Genomic DNA, 15131 nt, shown 5'->3' on the forward strand with positions numbered 1-15131 from the left:
AGCCAGGTAACGGGTTATCCGGTGTATCATACGTTATAATAGTGCGAGGCCATTTGTAGGCGTATCTTATGGAATTGTAAAAAACTTTAACAAACAAATTTAGGGCTTCGCCCCCCCTGGAGGCGGGCTGTCCGTGCCGGTGTCTGCCGCCACCATGCTGTTGAGAGCGGCAAGATAAGCCGTCCTGGCCGCTTCATAAGTTTCCGGCCCGCTGATGGCGATTTCCAAAGTTTCGGCGCCTATCCCGCGGTACCCGTTGCGGATATCCTCCAGATGGGAACGTATTTTCGATGAAAACGTCTGTTTTGCATCATTGATGACATCCGGCACCGGCGTTCCTCCCAGGGAGTACGCGACCCAAAACACGTAGGCTGTAACACCCCTTGTGGAGAACTTTGCCGGTTGCACGTTGAATTCAAATCCATTTACTTTTGCGGTAAAAGCGGGGTATTCGTCCTCTTTTTTCATGCCGGCCAGGGGCAGGCAGCTTTCCGGAGTATGCGTGCCCAACGCGACTTTGTTCGAGGCCTTCGGTTTGTATCGAAACCAGAAGGCGGTCCAGTTCCTTTCCCGCGCATCCTGCCATTGTGCGGTCTTATGGAAGTCGCAGAGGAGCATTTGGCGTGTGGTTTCAGACAAAGCGATCTCCCTTGCGGTTTCGGGGAATTGGATTGCCCATGCGGGATACTCGGCCCGCCTGGACTCCTGCCAGCCAAACCAAGCCTGGGTCCCTGTTTCCGCCAGAGTTGTTGCCGCGAAAATGCCCAACGCGAGACGAAGGGCCGTCCGGCTCCCGGCAGACGGACTGTATTGTTCCCGATCCGGCCTGGCAGGCATGGCGTTTCGGTTGGCTTTTTCCCGGAGCAAAAGACTGCTGAGCCAGGCGCTGATCGCCGTGAAGGCCAGGATGGAAAATCCCGCTGTATCGTGCCAATGAGCCAGGGCTTGCTCTCCCTTGACATAGGCAAGCAGGGAAAGGAAGAGCGTGCGTCCATAATTTCCAAGCAACGCGAACGCCATGCTGGCGCCAACCAGGGCAAGACGGCGTTTGGGTTTCAGGCGATAAATTTCACCCAGCAAAGATCCCAGCATCAGCGATGCCTGGAGGGACAGGATTCCGCTGCACGCTTCCTCGACGAACAGGGTGCAATTCGGGAGCCGGATGATGTTGCCGGCGGATTCGGCCGAAATGCCAAGCAGTTGCATGGAGCCCGCCACCAGCCAGGTGTTGAATTGCATGAGCCCCCGCACCAGCGGCCATTCGATCTGGAAAGGCCAGGGAATGCAGAAAAACAGAAAACAGATGGGGAAGAGAAAATGCCGCAGCCACGGGCGGCCTCCATAAAGCCAGAGCCAGACTAACAGTGCGCTAATATAGAGCGACACGAGTCCCCATAGTCCGGGCCGCCAGCCTGGATCGGTTTCCACCGCCAGCCGAAAGCCGATAAAGATCAGCCCCCAAAGGAAGCAAAGACAGAGCAGAGGCTTAAGCCTGGCGCCGGGCGCGCCCGGCTCGGGAAGAGGGCGGGAGGCCCGGCGCTCGTAGAGCAAAAAAAGCGCGACGAATGGCACCAGCAAGCCAAAGGAGTAATTCGGATTTGTATCCCACGTGACGGCAAGAGGACGGAGCGCGAGCGTTCCACTAACCAACAACAACACACAACTTGGAAGCAGGGGCGGGAACGCCGGTCTGGATGGCAGGCCGTGTGTGGGGAGGGTGTGGGACATTTGGTGTCTATTGTGTTATTTCGAAGAAGGGAGTGCATCCGCCGCGGCGGATGCTCTTTCGGTCATCTTGCCCGGAAGTCCTGCATCTGCAAGCGCAAGGACAGGTTGGCATGTAAAAATGACAAAGAACCAAGAACCTGAAACCAAGAACGATCTTTCTCCGCGCACTCAGCGCGGTGAATTAAACCAACCCTTGCAGTTTTAAATCCGGGCCGAGCCTTTGAAGGGTGGCGTGTTTGAGCGGCAGGCGGCGCAGGGCGTCGTCATGAGGCAGGTTGCGACCGGCAGATTTTCCAAGAACCAGCGGTGCGTAATACAAAACGACTTCGTTCACCCATCGCTTCCGGGCCAGTTGGCTGTGGATATCTCCCCCTCCTTCCACCAGCAGTTGCACCACGCCGCGTTTTCCAAGGTCTTGCAGGATCTGGGGCCACGACTGGCTGCGATAAAGCAGCGTGCGGATTTTGTGCCTGTCCGAAAACAAATGCAGCGATTTGGGCAGCTTGCCCGAGCGGGTGACGACGACCCGCCACGGCTGTTTCGCGCCGCGAACACCCCGGACGGTGAGGCGCGGATTGTCGGCGCGCGCGGTCTCGGCACCGACGAGAATGGCGTCGCTGAATGAGCGGAGCCGATGCGCATCCTTGCGTGAAGCGGGCGAACTGATCCAGCGGCCTTTGCTTTCCCCCCTAACCTTTGGAAGTGCGAGCTTTCCGTCAAGGGTCAGGGCCGCCTTTGCCAGAACCCAGGGTTTCCCGGTTCTGATCCAGTGATTGAAGGCGCGGTTCAGATGCAGGCATTCTGTTTTTAGAATGCCGTGTTCGACCTGGATGTCCGCCTTGCGCAGGATGCGAAACGCCCGCCCGGCGTGCGCGGGATTCGGATCGGTGGCGCCAACTACGACGCGCTTGAATTTTTCGCGGATCAAGGCTTCGGTGCAGGGCGGGGTGCGTCCGTGCGTGCAGCAGGGTTCCAACGTGACGTACAGCGTTGAGCCTTGGACGCGGTGGCCGTGGCGCCGGGCATCGCGGATGGCTTCGATTTCCGCGTGAGCTTTCCCGGCCTGTTTGTGCCAGCCCTGGCCCAGCAGCTTCCCATTTTTGACAATGACCGCGCCGACACAGGGGTTCGGGCTCGTCCGGCCCAGACCCTTGCGCGCCAGATCCAGCGCGAGGCGCATCCATTTTTCGTCAGGATTCATCTTCGGATATCAAAGCTAGAGTTTGGCCGCGAAAAGGCGCAAAACACGCAAAAATTGAACAGAAGGCTTTTCACAAAGAGATCACGGAGTTTGTTTGAGGTTTTAAACCCCTTCTGAACCTCTGCGTTCTCTGTGTGAAAATGTGCTCCTTTCTTCTGGTGACGAGCCATCAGTATCGTTATACAAGCACAAAGGAACCGCACCATGACAATCTCCAAATCGAAGATCAAACGCCTCTCACCCGCCGAAGCCAAACGCCAGCAGCGTACAGCCCTCCTGCTTGATGTCCGCACGCCTGCGGAATTCGAGGAGGTTCATATTCCCGGATCGGTTTTGCACCCGCTCGGCAATCTCAACCCGGACGAGGTAAAAAAACTCGCCGCGGGCAAGAAGGCCTGCATCGTGATTTGCAAGTCCGGCATGCGATCGGGCCAGGCGGCCGAGAAATTGAAAAAGAGCGCCTTGCGCGGCTTGATGGTGCTTGAAGGCGGAGTGACCGCATGGGAAGCGGCCGGCCTGCCGCTGAATCGCGGACGGAAAACCATCTCGCTCGAACGCCAGGTGCGCATCGCGGCGGGGGCCTTGGTGCTCGCGGGCGCATTGCTCGGTTATTTCGTGAATCCGCTCTGGATCGCGCTTCCCGGTTTTGTCGGCGCGGGCCTCATTTTTGCGGGCATCACCGATACCTGCGGGATGGGAATGCTCCTCGCGCGGATGCCGTGGAATAACGGCTGCTGTTGCCGATGAAGCATTTTATCCTGGATATCCGTTTCGCGCCGCCAAGTGGTTGCTTGTTTTAACTAAAGAATGCGTTTTTGGTTTTGTTTTGCGTCCATGGCGTGCTTTGCGCGAGGAATGCGCTATTCATGATGTGGGCTGGGCAAAAAAGCGCGACACGTAAGCCTTCGGGTCAAATTCCCGGAAATCATCCAGGCCTTCGCCGGACCCGATAAAAACCGGGTCGATCTTGTGCTCGGCCTTGATGGCGGCAATGGCCCCGCCCTTGGATGAGCTGTCGAGCTTGGTCACGATCAATCCGGTCAAATTCAGGAAGCTGTGAAACTGCCGGGCCTGTTCGACGGCGTTGTTGCCATTGGTTCCGTCCAGGACGAGCAGGATCTCATGCGGGGCGTCCGGGATCAGTTTTTGGATGACGCGTTTCACCTTTTCCAGTTCACGCATCAGGTTTTCCTTGTTATGCAACCGGCCCGCGGTGTCGATCAGAACCAGATCGGCGTTTTCGCGCTTGGCATTTTCCAGCCCCTGATACGCCGCCGCCGCAGGGTCGCCGTTTTCCTTCCCGGCGAAAAATCCAGAACCGGTGCGGTCGGCCCAAACCTTCAGTTGATCGATGGCAGCGGCGCGGAAAGTGTCGGCGGCGATGAGGTGAACCTTCTTTCCAGTCTTTTGGTAGTGATGGGCCAGCTTGGCGATCGAGGTGGTTTTGCCGGTCCCGTTCACGCCGACAATCAGCCACACGGACATCTTGCCGGGCTGGACGAAGAGTTGGCGGGGAGGTGTTGGCCAAAGGCCCAAAATGGACTGCGCGGCGGCTTCGGAAACGGTTTCGCGGGAAAGCGGGCTTTCTTTCAGGCTTTTTAAAATGGAGTGGGTGAGAGGCAGACCGAGGTCGGATTGAATGAGGACCGCTTCAAGGTCGTCCCACTCGATTTTTCCGCCCTTGGCCTGGGCGATCCATTTTTTAAAAACGCTGAGCATCTCGTTAGTTTTAAGTCTTAAGTTTGTAAGTTTTAAGCGAAGTCACGAAGATTTTATCCGCAGATTAAAAGGATTCACACAGATTCAAATTTTTAAGGTTTATTCCGTGTTCTCTGTGGCTTTGTGAGAATTTTTCTTTCGCGCCTAGCGTCTCGCGCCCCGCTGCTCGCGACGTATGGCGGAGTTTGCGTTAATGATTTGCGTCGGCCCGCGGGCCGGGCGGTCCAGATCCTTGCAGGCCCGGTCGAGAATGCCGTTCACGAAACGCCCGGATTCATCGGTGCTGATCTGTTTGGCGATTTCAATGGCTTCGTTGATGGAAACCACCGGCGGGACTTCGGGGCAGTGATGCATTTCGTACAGGGCCAGCCGCAGAATGCTCCGGTCCACGGCCGCCATTCGGTTTAAATTCCAGTTTTGCGCGTATTTTTTGATCAACTCATCGAGTTGCTCATAATGTTCCAGCACGCCGCGGATGGAGGGCAGGGCGAGCTTTTGCAACGCAGGCGCGGCTTCGGTCAGCTCCCAGAAATCGGACAGGCTTTGTTCCAAGTCCTGTTGGGCCCCGACTTCACGCTGGTATAAAAATTGCACGGTCAGGAGCCGTGCGTCGCGACGTTTGCCCATAGGAAAGTGTTAAGTGTTAAGTTTTAAGCAAGACAACGCGGCACGGGCGGCTTCTGTGCCGCGATTCAGTTTTTTGCCAAAGCAGCGTTCGCGCGCCTGTTTTTCGTTTTGCACACTAAGAACCTGGTGGATGACGGGCTTTTCAAATTCCAGCGAGAGATTCATCAGGGCGCGGGACACTTCCTGGCCGATCAGTCCCGCATGGGCTGTTTTGCCCTGCCAGATCAGGCCCAGTGCGATCACCGCGCTGATTTTTTTGTTTTTCAACAGGCTTTTGGCGGCCAGGGGGATTTCAAATGATCCCGGAACGCGCAGCACGGTGATGGAACAGCCCTTCAGTCCGTTGATGCAGTTTTGCAGCAAGGCGTCCACGAATTCGCCGTTGAAGCGGCTGGCGACGATCCCGATATGCAAATTCTTTTTCATTGGGCGTTTCCAAAAAGCCATTTACAGGGAATGCCCCAGTTTCAGCTTCTTGGCCCGGAGATATTTTTTGTTGTGTTTGTTTGCCTTGACCCGGATCGGCACCCGGTCCACCAGCTCGAGCCCGTAACCGGAGAGGCCGACGACCTTTTTGGGGTTGTTGGTCAGGATGCGCATTTTGCGGACGCCGAGGTCGTAAAGAATCTGGGCGCCGAGGCCGTATTCGCGGAGGTCGGGGCCGAAGCCTAACTTCACATTGGCTTCAACTGTGTCGTAACCCTGTTCCTGCAGTTTGTAGGCGTGGATCTTGGCAGGCAGGCCGATGCCCCGGCCTTCCTGGCGCATGTACACAAGCACGCCGCTTCCCGCCCGCGAAATCAAAGTCAGGGCATCGTGAAGCTGGTTGCCGCAGTCACAGCGGCGGGAGCCAAAGACATCGCCCGTCAGACACTCGCTGTGGACGCGCACCAGCGTGGGTTTTTTGGGGTTGATCCTGCCTTTCACCAGCGCGAGATGATGGGAGTTGTCGAGAATGGAGCGATAGAGATGGAGGTTGAATTTTCCGTAGTCGGTCGGCAGCTCGACGATTTCCTCGCAGGTGATAAGCCGTTCCGTGCGGCGGCGATATCCGATCAGGTCCTGGATGGTGGCGATCTTGAATTTGTGTTCGCCCGCCAGTTTCAAAAGCTCGGGCACGCGCGCCATGGTGCCGTCTTCGTTCAGGATCTCGCAGATGACGGCGGAAGGGTCGAGCCCGGCCAGCTTGGCGAGATCCACCGCCGCTTCCGTGTGGCCCGCGCGCTGCAACACGCCGCCGCTCTTGGCCTGCAGGGGAAAAATATGGCCGGGCTGGACGAGGTCCCTGGGCTTGGATTTGGCGCTGGCCAGGATTTTGACGGCAGCCGCGCGGTCGTGGGCGCTGATGCCGGTGGCCACTCCATGGGCCGCATCCACCGAGACGGTGAAATCCGTTTTAAAGGTTTCGCGGTTTTCCAGCACCATGCGCTGGAGGCCGAGTTGGGCGGCGCGCTCATGGGTGATGGGGGCGCAGATCAGTCCGCGCGCGTGCTGGGCCATGAAATTGATGGAAGCGGGAGTGGCCTTTTGCGCGGCCATGATGAGGTCGCCCTCGTTTTCGCGGTCGGCGTCATCGGTCATGATGACCATGCGTCCGTTTCGAATGTCGGCAATGACTTCTTCGATCGGATCGAACTTTGTTTTTGCGCTGGCAGCCTTGCTTTTCATGTCAGAGAACAAATCAGAGAACCGGAAACATTAAACCATGACCTGATTTGAATCCACAGGATTTTTTGAGGGTTTGCTGAGAACTGCGCCGGAACCTATTTGGTGTGTTTGAGCAAGGGATTGCGCCACCTGAGGCCGGGAAAGCGGGCAAAATCTCCATCTGCGGAATAGAGTTCACAGCCATGTTCAATGGCCAAAGCGGCTAAGGCGGCATCGGCAATCAAATTCCCGGTGGCTTGAGTTTCGATTAGGAGACTTGTAAAAATCTGCCGATGAGCCGAAGTGGGTTGAAGCAATTGAACACAGGGTTGGGCCAGCCACGAGTCGATGATTTTCAGCGCATCAGCAAGCGACAAGTAGGCGGGTGACAAGCGGGGGTTGGTTGTAATGCGCAGGAAGGCGTGCAAGGTGGGCCAGGAAAGTGCCAGGGGAGAAATGCCACTCAACTGCAGGTCCCACCAAGTGCGGGATTTTTCATGATAGGGCGACTGCGAATCCACTGCATAAATCAGCAGGTTGGCATCGACGAGAATCACTTGTAGTCATCTCCTTCGGCGGCAGCGATCCAGTCAGCGACGCTATGGCCCTGGAGTTTGAATCCAAAAGCATGTGACTTTGTTTTATACGGTTTGGCTTGGATGGGTTGGGCCAGTTTTTCCAGGCCGATGCGGAGGGCTTCATTGACCACCGTTTTGGTGGGCTTTTTCAGCTTGGCGGTGCAGTTGGACAACTTGGCCGCCACGTCGGGCTCCAACGTCAAGGTGGTTCTCATGAAGACATCATGATGCTTTTATAATAAACGTCAAGATGTCTATATTAATCATGACCTCTTGCAGATAAAACGTCTTCCTGAAACTGCTGTTCGCCTCGCATGACATACACGATGTAAACCGTGTTGTGTGATCAAGACAGGTTCCTGATCGTTTGAAAGCCGGGAGATCACATCGGTGGCCTTCCGTTTGAGGGTAGTCACCAGTTCGGTTCGCATGATGTGATACTAAAGTGGCACTGTGGGCAGGCCAAGCGTTTTGTATCCCCTCTATAAAGAGGGGCGGAAAGGTCGCCGCAGTGACCGCTTCGGGGTGTGTTTCTTCTGGATTGCCGCGTCGTCAGGCAGGGCCGAATGTGGCGATCCATGTTTTGGGCTGAGACAAGGTCGTCTCTCCATCTCGTTAAAGCAGCGTTTTGACTTTTGCCAGCGCTGCAGAAATGTTTTCCGGCTGGGTGCCGCCGCCCTGGGCCAGGTCCGGTTTGCCGCCGCCCTTGCCGCCGACCAGCGGAGCGATTTCCTTGATGATGTTGCCCGCCTGGATTTTTGAAACCAGATCGGGCGAAACCGAGGCGATGAGCCCCACGCGCCCGCCGCTGTGGAAGGCCAGCACGGCCACGCCTTTCCAGGATTTTTTCAACTCGCCGACAGCCAGCGGCAAAATCGCGGCGTCGGCTTCGCCGATGTCATGGGTGAGCAGGGAAATCCCGTTGATGGTTTCAGCCTTTGCAATCCATGCGGGAACCTCGGAAGAAAGCCGGCGTTGCAATCCCGCCTGCTTGTCCTTGGCCTGTTCCTTCTCGAACTCGCGAATTTCGGATTTGAGATTTTCGACGGCCGACTGGTTGTTAAGAAAATTTTTCCAGGATTCGATTGGATCTGAAGCCAAGCCAGCGAGTTTCAGGGTTTTGCCGGATTTTTGCAGAAGCGCGGCGAGTTCTTCGCTTTGTTTTGCAAAGGCAGGCTCCAGATAGTTGTGAATCGCCCCACCGGAAACAGCCTCGATGCGTCTCACGCCCGCGGCAATGGCGCCTTCGGACACAATGCGGAACGGGCCTATTTCGGCGGTATTGCGCACATGTGTGCCGCCGCAGAGTTCCATGGAATAACCGTCGAGTTTACCGGGTGTGCCGCCGATTTGCACCACGCGCACAACTTCCCCGTATTTGTCGCCGAAGAATTGCATGATATCGTTGCGGCCCTTGATGTCGGCGTGCTTCACCTCGGTCCAGGAAACGGGTGCGTTTTCAAGGATGCGTTGGTTGACCAGTTCCTCGACCTTGCGGGTTTGTTCGGGCGTGAGCGCCGCGCTGTTGAAGTCGAAGGTGAGTTTTTCCCCGCTGACGAAGGAACCCTTTTGGGAAATGTCGCGGCTGACCACTTCGTGCAGCGCCCAGTGCAGCAGGTGCGTGACGCTGTGGTGCGATTGGATGGCCGCGCGGCGATTTTTATCAACAGTTAGTGTGACATTTAAGTCGCTACCCATGGGAAGAACCAGATTAGTTTCATCTTCAGAAGGATGATGTAAATAGATGCCAGCACCGACTTTTGTTGTGTTGGCAATTTTAACTATTTTCTGTGTGCCATCAGATTTAATGAAAGTTGCTGTGCCAGAATCACCAACTTGGCCGCCCATTTCGGCGTAAAATGGGGTTTTTTTGAAAATAAAAAAACCATCACCTCCGCGAATTTTTCCAAGTTCTGTTTTAACCTCTAATATATCGTAGCCTACAAATTCAGTTGCACGCTCGTCCGCAAAATCAGCAACTGTGGAGATGATTGTTTTTTTTCGGGCTGCACGTGCGCGGTTGCGTTGCTGTTCCATTAAGTGATCGAAACCACATGCGTCAACTGTCACGCCACACTCACGGGCTTTAAGTTGAGTAAGATCTAAGGGGAATCCATAGGTATCGTGTAGCTTAAAGGCTAATTGTCCTGGAATTGGCCTTTCGTCTTTTCTGCTAATGGAAATAGCTTCGTTCAAAATAGACATGCCGCTTTCGAGATTTTTCAAAAATGCATGCTCTTCTGTTTCAATAATTTCAGCAATCCGATCTTGTTTAGCTGCTAGATTCGGGAAAGCGTTGCGGAACGCGCTAACTACAGTTGGGACTAGACGGTGTAAGATTGTTGTCGATCCTGCTTGTTCATAAACAAAAGCCATTGCTCGTCTAAGAATTTTTCGGATGACATAATTACGCTCGTCATTTCCTGGTAAAATGTCGTCAGATATAGCAAAAGTAAGTGTTCTAATGTGGTCTGCAATTACTCTATAAAAAACGTCAATCCTTTCTTGTTTCGTGTCACCAGTGGACCCGGCTCTGGGCAGGGTATTGCCGTATGTCCTGCCGGAGATCTTTTCCAATTCGCGGAAGATGGGTTCAAACACATCGGTCTCGTAATTGGAGATGCGGGCGTTTTTGAAGTCAGAAAAGTTTTTTGTGCCTTGGATGATGGAGCAAACACGCTCGAAACCCATGCCGGTATCGACATGTCGGGCGGGTAAAGGCGAGAACGTGCCGTCCGGGTTTGCGTTGAATTGGATGAAGACCAGGTTCCAAATTTCGATGCAACGCGCGTCGCCGGAGTTGACGAGGGAACCTTTGGTATCGCCGTCCGGTGTGAGATCGACATGCAGTTCCGAGCAGGGACCGCAGGGGCCGGTGTCGCCCATCATCCAGAAATTGTCTTTTTTGTTTCCGTTGACGATGTGGACCTTGGGATCGAGTCCCGCCTTCTTGAACAACGCAGCCCAGATATCGTGCGCTTCCTGGTCGAATTCAGAGGGATCGCCCTTGGATTTATCCGGACTATAAACCGTTGCGTAGAGGCGGTTGGCTGGAAATTTCCAGCGTTCCACGACCAGTTCCCAAGCCCATTCGATGGCCTCCTTTTTGAAGTAATCGCCAAAGCTCCAGTTGCCGAGCATTTCAAAAAAGGTGTGGTGATAAGTGTCGAGGCCGACGTCCTCGAGGTCGTTGTGTTTGCCTCCGGCGCGGATGCACTTCTGGGTGTCGGCGGCGCGGGCGGGTTTGTAGGGACAGGCTTTTTCAGCCAGAAAGATGGGCACGAACTGGTTCATGCCGGCGTTGGTGAAGAGCAAGTTGGGCGAGTCCGGCATCAGGCTGGATGACGGGACGATCGTGTGCTGCTTTTCCTTGAAAAAATCAAGAAAGCTTTGCCGGATTTCAGCGGAGGTCATAAGGGAAAAACGGTAGGGAATCTGGGCGGGATGACAATCTCTGAAACAGCGCGTAGAAGCAGATTTTTACCGCAGAGGCGCAGAGAACGCAGAGGAGAAGAAAAAAATCAAAATACATTCCTGGGGTTAAAACAAAACAAGTCAGTCTGTATATTAAGAAGATTCAGCAGATTTTTAGAACCCAAATATTTTGTTCAACTTTTGCTCCCTTTTGCTGCAAATCCTTTGTTCGTGATTTTCGTGGGGAAAACAGTTTTCCTCTGCGTTCTCTGCGCCTCTGCGGTGAATAGCTGCTTGGTTATGGGGCTTGGCAAAACCAGCCAAGGGCGGACCAGTTCTGGAACCATTCCTTGATTTTGCTTTGCCAATCGACTTGCGGGGAAGCGCCGCGCAACGCGCGCCTGCAGGCGGTTTCGAGGCTGGCGCCTTTGCGCAGGGAGTTGAGCAGGACAAAAGCTTCCGGTTCCAGGCGTTTGTAATACAGCGCATTTTCATGGCGATGAACAGCGACAAAGATTTTCTCCCGCTTGGGCAGCGGCACGTTGTTGAGCTTGGCTGCTTTCGGCGCCGAATCCATCGCGTTGCTGGCTTCACCACGCAAGGCTTCATGTTTTTTGACCGCGAGCACAAAGTTGTCGATGGGATAATCAAGCGCCAGAAAGGTGATATAGGGCTGCAGACTGAGCTGAGCTTTGGCCGGATCGAGATCGAGCAGTTCGTCGGTGCCGAGAGGCGGCCTGGCTTCGCCGTCGAAGGCGACGACCTGCGCCCACTCGAAGCGCGCAATGTCCAGGGCCAAAGCCAGTTTCTTCCCGGCCCATTTCGGCTGTTCACGCAGGAATTTTTCCAGCCGCGAGCCGAGATTGCGAAGCGTGAACGATGCGGACGGATATTTTTTTAGATATGCCTCGGCGAGCCGCATAAAAGAACGCTCGCCCAGCGCCGCGCGCAAGCCGGGGTAGTCCTCGTAAAAACAATCCAGAATGCGGAACCAGTATTGGCGGTTGTAAATTTCAAGGCGGTCGAAGGAGCTGAGCCGGTCGTTGGGTTTGACAAATCCGGCGACGACGTCGGCCGTTTTTCGCCCGTCCATCCAGCGCGTTTGCATCCTGCTGTTCGCCGTCAGCGGACGGAACAACGCCGTCGCCATGAGCCGCTGGAACTTCAGCAACTGGGCGCGCGACTTGATCTCAGGCCGCGACGGGCGACGTGTGGTTTTTGAGGAATTGCGTGGCTTTGAGCGCTTCATGATGGACTTCTTCAAAGGATGGAATGCGGTCGTCCCATTCGAGCAGCGTGGCGGTGTGGCCGCAGAGTTGGATGGCGTGGGCGTAGAGTTTCCAGACCGGATCAAGCACCGGATGATCGTGCGTATCCAGAATGTATTTCTCGAATTTCGAGTGGCCCGCGATGTGGATCTGGCCCACGCGATGATGCGGGACGTTGTTCAAATAATCGTAGGGGTTGAAGTTATGATTTTTGGACGAGACATAGATGTTGTTGACGTCGAGGAGAATGCCGCAGTCGGCGAGTTCACTGACCTCGGTCAAAAATTCCCATTCGGTCATTTCCGAGGCGTGAAATTCGGCATAGCTGCTGACATTCTCGACGCAAACGGGCACTTCCACAAAATCGCGGACCTGGCGGATTTTTTGCGCCGTATGTTTCGCGACGGCGTGTGTGTAAGGCATGGGAAGCAGGTCGTGCGTATAGCGTCCATCCACGCTGCCCCAGCAAAGGTGATCGGAAAGCCAGGGTGTTTTGGTGCGCTGGACCAGGGTCTTGAGTTTTTTGAGGTGCTCGCGGTTTAACTTTTCGGCGGAACCGAAATACATGGAAACGCCGTGCTGGACGACGCGGTATTGTTCCAAAATCTGGTCGAGCACTTCCAAGGGGCGGCCTCCGTCGCACATGAAGTTTTCGGAAATGATCTCGAACCAATCGACCACCGGTTTTTTTTCGAGGATATGCCGGTAGTGCGGTACGCGCAGGCCGATCCCGATACCGTAGTCGGTAAAGTTGTTGAACGGATTCGCGGGCATAAGAAGTGAAGGGCTCGACAGTGAAGAGAGAGCCGGAGCATGGAAGCCCCGGCTCTCTCTTTATTGGGTGTCTTTTAAATTATCCCTTGCTGCCGTCGGTGGCGCAGCCGCCTTTGCCTTTGCAGGAATTTTTGCCCTTGCAGCCGTTGTCGCCGGATTTGCATCCGCCCTGGCCTTTGCAGGTGTTTGCGCCCTTGCAGCCGTGCTTGCCTTTGTCGGAATCATCAGCCATTACGCCGGCTGTCATGTTGGAGCCGGAGCTGGTGTTGGTTTGAGCGGCATGCAGGCGGGCCGTGGTTCCGCCGAGCAAACCTGCAATGGCGGCGCCGGCGAGGAGGACTTTCGCGGTATTCTGGGTCTTCATGTGTTATTTATCCTTCTGTTTGGTTGTTGTGTTGTTTTATTTTGACTGCGGGTCCGTGGTTGTTGAATTACAGGGCCCACAGGCAAAAAATTTCTTTAAAAGGCCGTCCACGGAGATTGGGCCGGGGCCAAAGAGGAAAATGATGACGACGGTAAGCAGGAAGAGAAACGGTGTTGCGGCGGTGAATTTGTCCGGATCGCTGAAAATACTGCGCAGCGCCTCGTTTTCAGCGGTCAGGTAGGCGATGAGCATGGTGAAAATGAGGGGCAGGGTGGCGAGGCGCGAAGCGAAGCCGAGCAGGAGGAACAAACCGCAAAAACATTCCGCTGAGCCGGCGAGGTAAGCATTGAGCGTGGGCCACGGAATGCCGAGGTTGTGGAAAAAGCCCGCGACTTTGTCGATATCGCCGAGCTTGCCTTTGCCGGCCATGAAAAATTGCCAACCCCAGTAGAGACGGATGACGAGAAGGAAGATTGGCTGCAGGCTTGAGGCGGCGCAAATGAGGCGGCGGTAGCTATTGGTTGTGAGGTTGAGCAGGGACTTGTTCATATTCTGTTTTCTTGGGTGGTTTCGATAGATCAGAATGATTAGGCCGCCTTTTTATTCCATTAGAATTACAAATTAACTGCAAAAGAGGGGCTCACAAGCCGGGGCGGCTGTTTGTAACAGGATTGTTACCTGGGAATTAAAGCAGGTTCTTACAGGAAGATCGCGAAGGGGGAAGGTGAAGTTTAACTGCAGATAACACAAATTTACGCAGATGTTGAGATGCCATGGACGCTAAAGGGTAGTCCGGCCCAGTGCATTGGAACACGCATTGCCAAGGTGGCCGGAAAACCTGATTTTGCCCATGTCTCAACCAGCTTTACGAGCGTCAGAATTTGACCATGCGCATGTCCATGCAGCGGTTCACACGTCTGACAAAAGCTTTTTCAAAGAGGGTTGAGAATTTGGAACATGCGGTTGCTGTCCATTCATGCGCTACAACTTTGCTGGATTCACCAGGTCTTGTGCGTTACCCCGGCGATGGAAGCTGGCACTGCGGATCACGTTTGGAGCTTGAAGGAAATTATTGCTCTGTTAGATTGATATGTGAATGACAACCGCCAAAGAAACCGTAAAATCGCTGAAGACTACGGTACGAAATGCGAAGATGTGGTTTCTCCGCTCTACTGAGGCTAAATCACGATCCGATTTCCGCACAGCTAAAAAATTGGGTGATAATGGATCGGGGGCGGTATATGTCTTTTTTTCTAAAGACAAGGCTCTCAAGGCTCTCAAGGCTCTATATGTAGGCCAATCCCGCAGACATTTCAAAAGAAGGCTGTATGACCAAACCTCACCGCATAAGAAGAAAAAGTGGTGGAGAAAATGGGATGAAGTGCGCTTTATGCAGGTCCAGCATCAAACGGATAGAATTGTATTGGAGTTGCTGCTAATCTTGGCCTTACAACCAGAATTTAATTTGAACCCCGCAAAAAGGATGGTGAATAAAATGTTCGGAATCGAAGATTCAAGCTGACCTACTACTTGCTGAAAGCGTGCATTTACAGTGACCTCAGTCATGATAAACTCAAGGCCCCAGCAAAGTCGAGATGGTCACTGAGAAGGCAGAGGACGGGTTGAAAGGCTAATGAAGAAACGCGCCCACTCAACATAAATGAGATTGATAACACCAAAAAGTTATGCTACGAGTTAAAACACAAAACAAGACAGGAAGCCAATGAAAAAGCTTCTTATTGATCTAATCTGGCGACTGATACGCACATACAGGTGTACGACCTGTGGAATGATAATCAGTATCGAGAACG

Annotated in this window: 15 protein-coding genes; 2 read left to right on the top strand and 13 right to left on the bottom strand. The window is 54.3% G+C overall.

Annotation, left to right across the window (positions count from 1 at the left end; genetic code table 11):
- Positions 1 to 99: 99 nt before the first annotated feature.
- Both PHD76_06375 and ribD read right to left on the bottom strand, forming a co-directional pair.
- Positions 100 to 1728: an exosortase/archaeosortase family protein gene (locus PHD76_06375; GenBank protein MDD5261459.1), complete on the bottom strand. Its 1629-nt coding sequence runs from the start codon at positions 1726 to 1728 to the stop codon at positions 100 to 102.
- Between the two features lie 181 nt (positions 1729 to 1909).
- Positions 1910 to 2929 carry a bifunctional diaminohydroxyphosphoribosylaminopyrimidine deaminase/5-amino-6-(5-phosphoribosylamino)uracil reductase RibD gene (gene ribD / locus PHD76_06380; protein ID MDD5261460.1) on the bottom strand — a complete coding sequence of 340 codons (1020 nt, stop codon included), beginning with the start codon at positions 2927 to 2929 and terminating at the stop codon, positions 1910 to 1912.
- Positions 2930 to 3133: 204 nt separating this feature from the next.
- Here ribD and PHD76_06385 point away from each other — a divergent pair, with 204 nt between their 5' ends.
- Positions 3134 to 3676: a rhodanese-like domain-containing protein gene (locus tag PHD76_06385; protein MDD5261461.1), complete on the top strand. Its 543-nt coding sequence runs from the start codon at positions 3134 to 3136 to the stop codon at positions 3674 to 3676.
- 117 nt (positions 3677 to 3793) lie between these two features.
- On the opposite strand, the gene ftsY is transcribed toward PHD76_06385, so the two are convergent.
- The 11 genes from ftsY to PHD76_06440 form a co-directional block, all read right to left on the bottom strand.
- Complete coding sequence (gene ftsY / locus PHD76_06390; protein MDD5261462.1) at positions 3794 to 4648, bottom strand: signal recognition particle-docking protein FtsY; 855 nt, start codon at positions 4646 to 4648, stop codon at positions 3794 to 3796.
- A 144-nt stretch (positions 4649 to 4792) separates the two neighbouring features.
- Complete coding sequence (nusB, locus tag PHD76_06395; GenBank protein MDD5261463.1) at positions 4793 to 5275, bottom strand: transcription antitermination factor NusB; 483 nt, start codon at positions 5273 to 5275, stop codon at positions 4793 to 4795.
- A gap of 9 nt (positions 5276 to 5284) precedes the next feature.
- On the bottom strand, positions 5285 to 5701 hold the full coding sequence (gene ribH / locus PHD76_06400; protein ID MDD5261464.1) for a 6,7-dimethyl-8-ribityllumazine synthase: 417 nt from the start codon (positions 5699 to 5701) through the stop codon (positions 5285 to 5287).
- A gap of 21 nt (positions 5702 to 5722) precedes the next feature.
- Complete coding sequence (locus PHD76_06405) at positions 5723 to 6943, bottom strand: bifunctional 3,4-dihydroxy-2-butanone-4-phosphate synthase/GTP cyclohydrolase II (protein ID MDD5261465.1); 1221 nt, start codon at positions 6941 to 6943, stop codon at positions 5723 to 5725.
- A 95-nt stretch (positions 6944 to 7038) separates the two neighbouring features.
- Positions 7039 to 7479: a PIN domain-containing protein gene (locus tag PHD76_06410; GenBank protein MDD5261466.1), complete on the bottom strand. Its 441-nt coding sequence runs from the start codon at positions 7477 to 7479 to the stop codon at positions 7039 to 7041.
- Positions 7476 to 7715, bottom strand: a complete 240-nt coding sequence (locus PHD76_06415) for a hypothetical protein (GenBank protein ID MDD5261467.1) — start codon at positions 7713 to 7715, stop codon at positions 7476 to 7478. Before PHD76_06415 ends, PHD76_06410 begins: the two co-directional genes overlap by 4 nt.
- A gap of 400 nt (positions 7716 to 8115) precedes the next feature.
- Positions 8116 to 10914, bottom strand: a complete 2799-nt coding sequence (alaS, locus tag PHD76_06420; GenBank protein ID MDD5261468.1) for an alanine--tRNA ligase — start codon at positions 10912 to 10914, stop codon at positions 8116 to 8118.
- Positions 10915 to 11212: 298 nt separating this feature from the next.
- On the bottom strand, positions 11213 to 12163 hold the full coding sequence (locus tag PHD76_06425; GenBank protein ID MDD5261469.1) for a DNA-binding domain-containing protein: 951 nt from the start codon (positions 12161 to 12163) through the stop codon (positions 11213 to 11215).
- Positions 12105 to 12956, bottom strand: a complete 852-nt coding sequence (locus PHD76_06430) for a DUF692 domain-containing protein (GenBank protein ID MDD5261470.1) — start codon at positions 12954 to 12956, stop codon at positions 12105 to 12107. The genes PHD76_06425 and PHD76_06430 overlap by 59 nt, the downstream gene beginning before the upstream one ends.
- Before the next feature lie 79 nt (positions 12957 to 13035).
- On the bottom strand, positions 13036 to 13320 hold the full coding sequence (locus PHD76_06435; GenBank protein MDD5261471.1) for a hypothetical protein: 285 nt from the start codon (positions 13318 to 13320) through the stop codon (positions 13036 to 13038).
- Between the two features lie 36 nt (positions 13321 to 13356).
- The gene (locus PHD76_06440) at positions 13357 to 13869 is read right to left on the bottom strand and encodes a DoxX family protein (protein ID MDD5261472.1); all 513 of its coding nucleotides are present in this window, start codon (positions 13867 to 13869) and stop codon (positions 13357 to 13359) included.
- A gap of 547 nt (positions 13870 to 14416) precedes the next feature.
- Between PHD76_06440 and PHD76_06445 the strand changes: the two genes are divergently transcribed.
- On the top strand, positions 14417 to 14842 hold the full coding sequence (locus PHD76_06445) for a hypothetical protein (protein MDD5261473.1): 426 nt from the start codon (positions 14417 to 14419) through the stop codon (positions 14840 to 14842).
- The last annotated feature ends 289 nt before the right edge of the window (positions 14843 to 15131 follow it).

The sequence above is a fragment of the Candidatus Methylacidiphilales bacterium genome, from assembly GCA_028713655.1.
Lineage (GTDB): Bacteria > Verrucomicrobiota > Verrucomicrobiia > Methylacidiphilales > JAAUTS01 > JAQTNW01.

What these genes read in the sequence shown, in the direction of transcription:
- PHD76_06375 (MDD5261459.1), bottom strand. Translation starts at nt 1,728, where the DNA reads ATGTCCCACACCCTCCCCACACACGGCCTGCCATCCAGACCGGCGTTC.
- ribD (MDD5261460.1), bottom strand. Translation starts at nt 2,929, where the DNA reads ATGAATCCTGACGAAAAATGGATGCGCCTCGCGCTGGATCTGGCGCGC.
- PHD76_06385 (MDD5261461.1), top strand. Translation starts at nt 3,134, where the DNA reads ATGACAATCTCCAAATCGAAGATCAAACGCCTCTCACCCGCCGAAGCC.
- ftsY (MDD5261462.1), bottom strand. Translation starts at nt 4,648, where the DNA reads ATGCTCAGCGTTTTTAAAAAATGGATCGCCCAGGCCAAGGGCGGAAAA.
- nusB (MDD5261463.1), bottom strand. Translation starts at nt 5,275, where the DNA reads ATGGGCAAACGTCGCGACGCACGGCTCCTGACCGTGCAATTTTTATAC.
- ribH (MDD5261464.1), bottom strand. Translation starts at nt 5,701, where the DNA reads ATGAAAAAGAATTTGCATATCGGGATCGTCGCCAGCCGCTTCAACGGC.
- PHD76_06405 (MDD5261465.1), bottom strand. Translation starts at nt 6,943, where the DNA reads ATGAAAAGCAAGGCTGCCAGCGCAAAAACAAAGTTCGATCCGATCGAA.
- PHD76_06415 (MDD5261467.1), bottom strand. Translation starts at nt 7,715, where the DNA reads ATGAGAACCACCTTGACGTTGGAGCCCGACGTGGCGGCCAAGTTGTCC.
- alaS (MDD5261468.1), bottom strand. Translation starts at nt 10,914, where the DNA reads ATGACCTCCGCTGAAATCCGGCAAAGCTTTCTTGATTTTTTCAAGGAA.
- PHD76_06425 (MDD5261469.1), bottom strand. Translation starts at nt 12,163, where the DNA reads ATGAAGCGCTCAAAGCCACGCAATTCCTCAAAAACCACACGTCGCCCG.
- PHD76_06430 (MDD5261470.1), bottom strand. Translation starts at nt 12,956, where the DNA reads ATGCCCGCGAATCCGTTCAACAACTTTACCGACTACGGTATCGGGATC.
- PHD76_06435 (MDD5261471.1), bottom strand. Translation starts at nt 13,320, where the DNA reads ATGAAGACCCAGAATACCGCGAAAGTCCTCCTCGCCGGCGCCGCCATT.
- PHD76_06440 (MDD5261472.1), bottom strand. Translation starts at nt 13,869, where the DNA reads ATGAACAAGTCCCTGCTCAACCTCACAACCAATAGCTACCGCCGCCTC.
- PHD76_06445 (MDD5261473.1), top strand. Translation starts at nt 14,417, where the DNA reads ATGACAACCGCCAAAGAAACCGTAAAATCGCTGAAGACTACGGTACGA.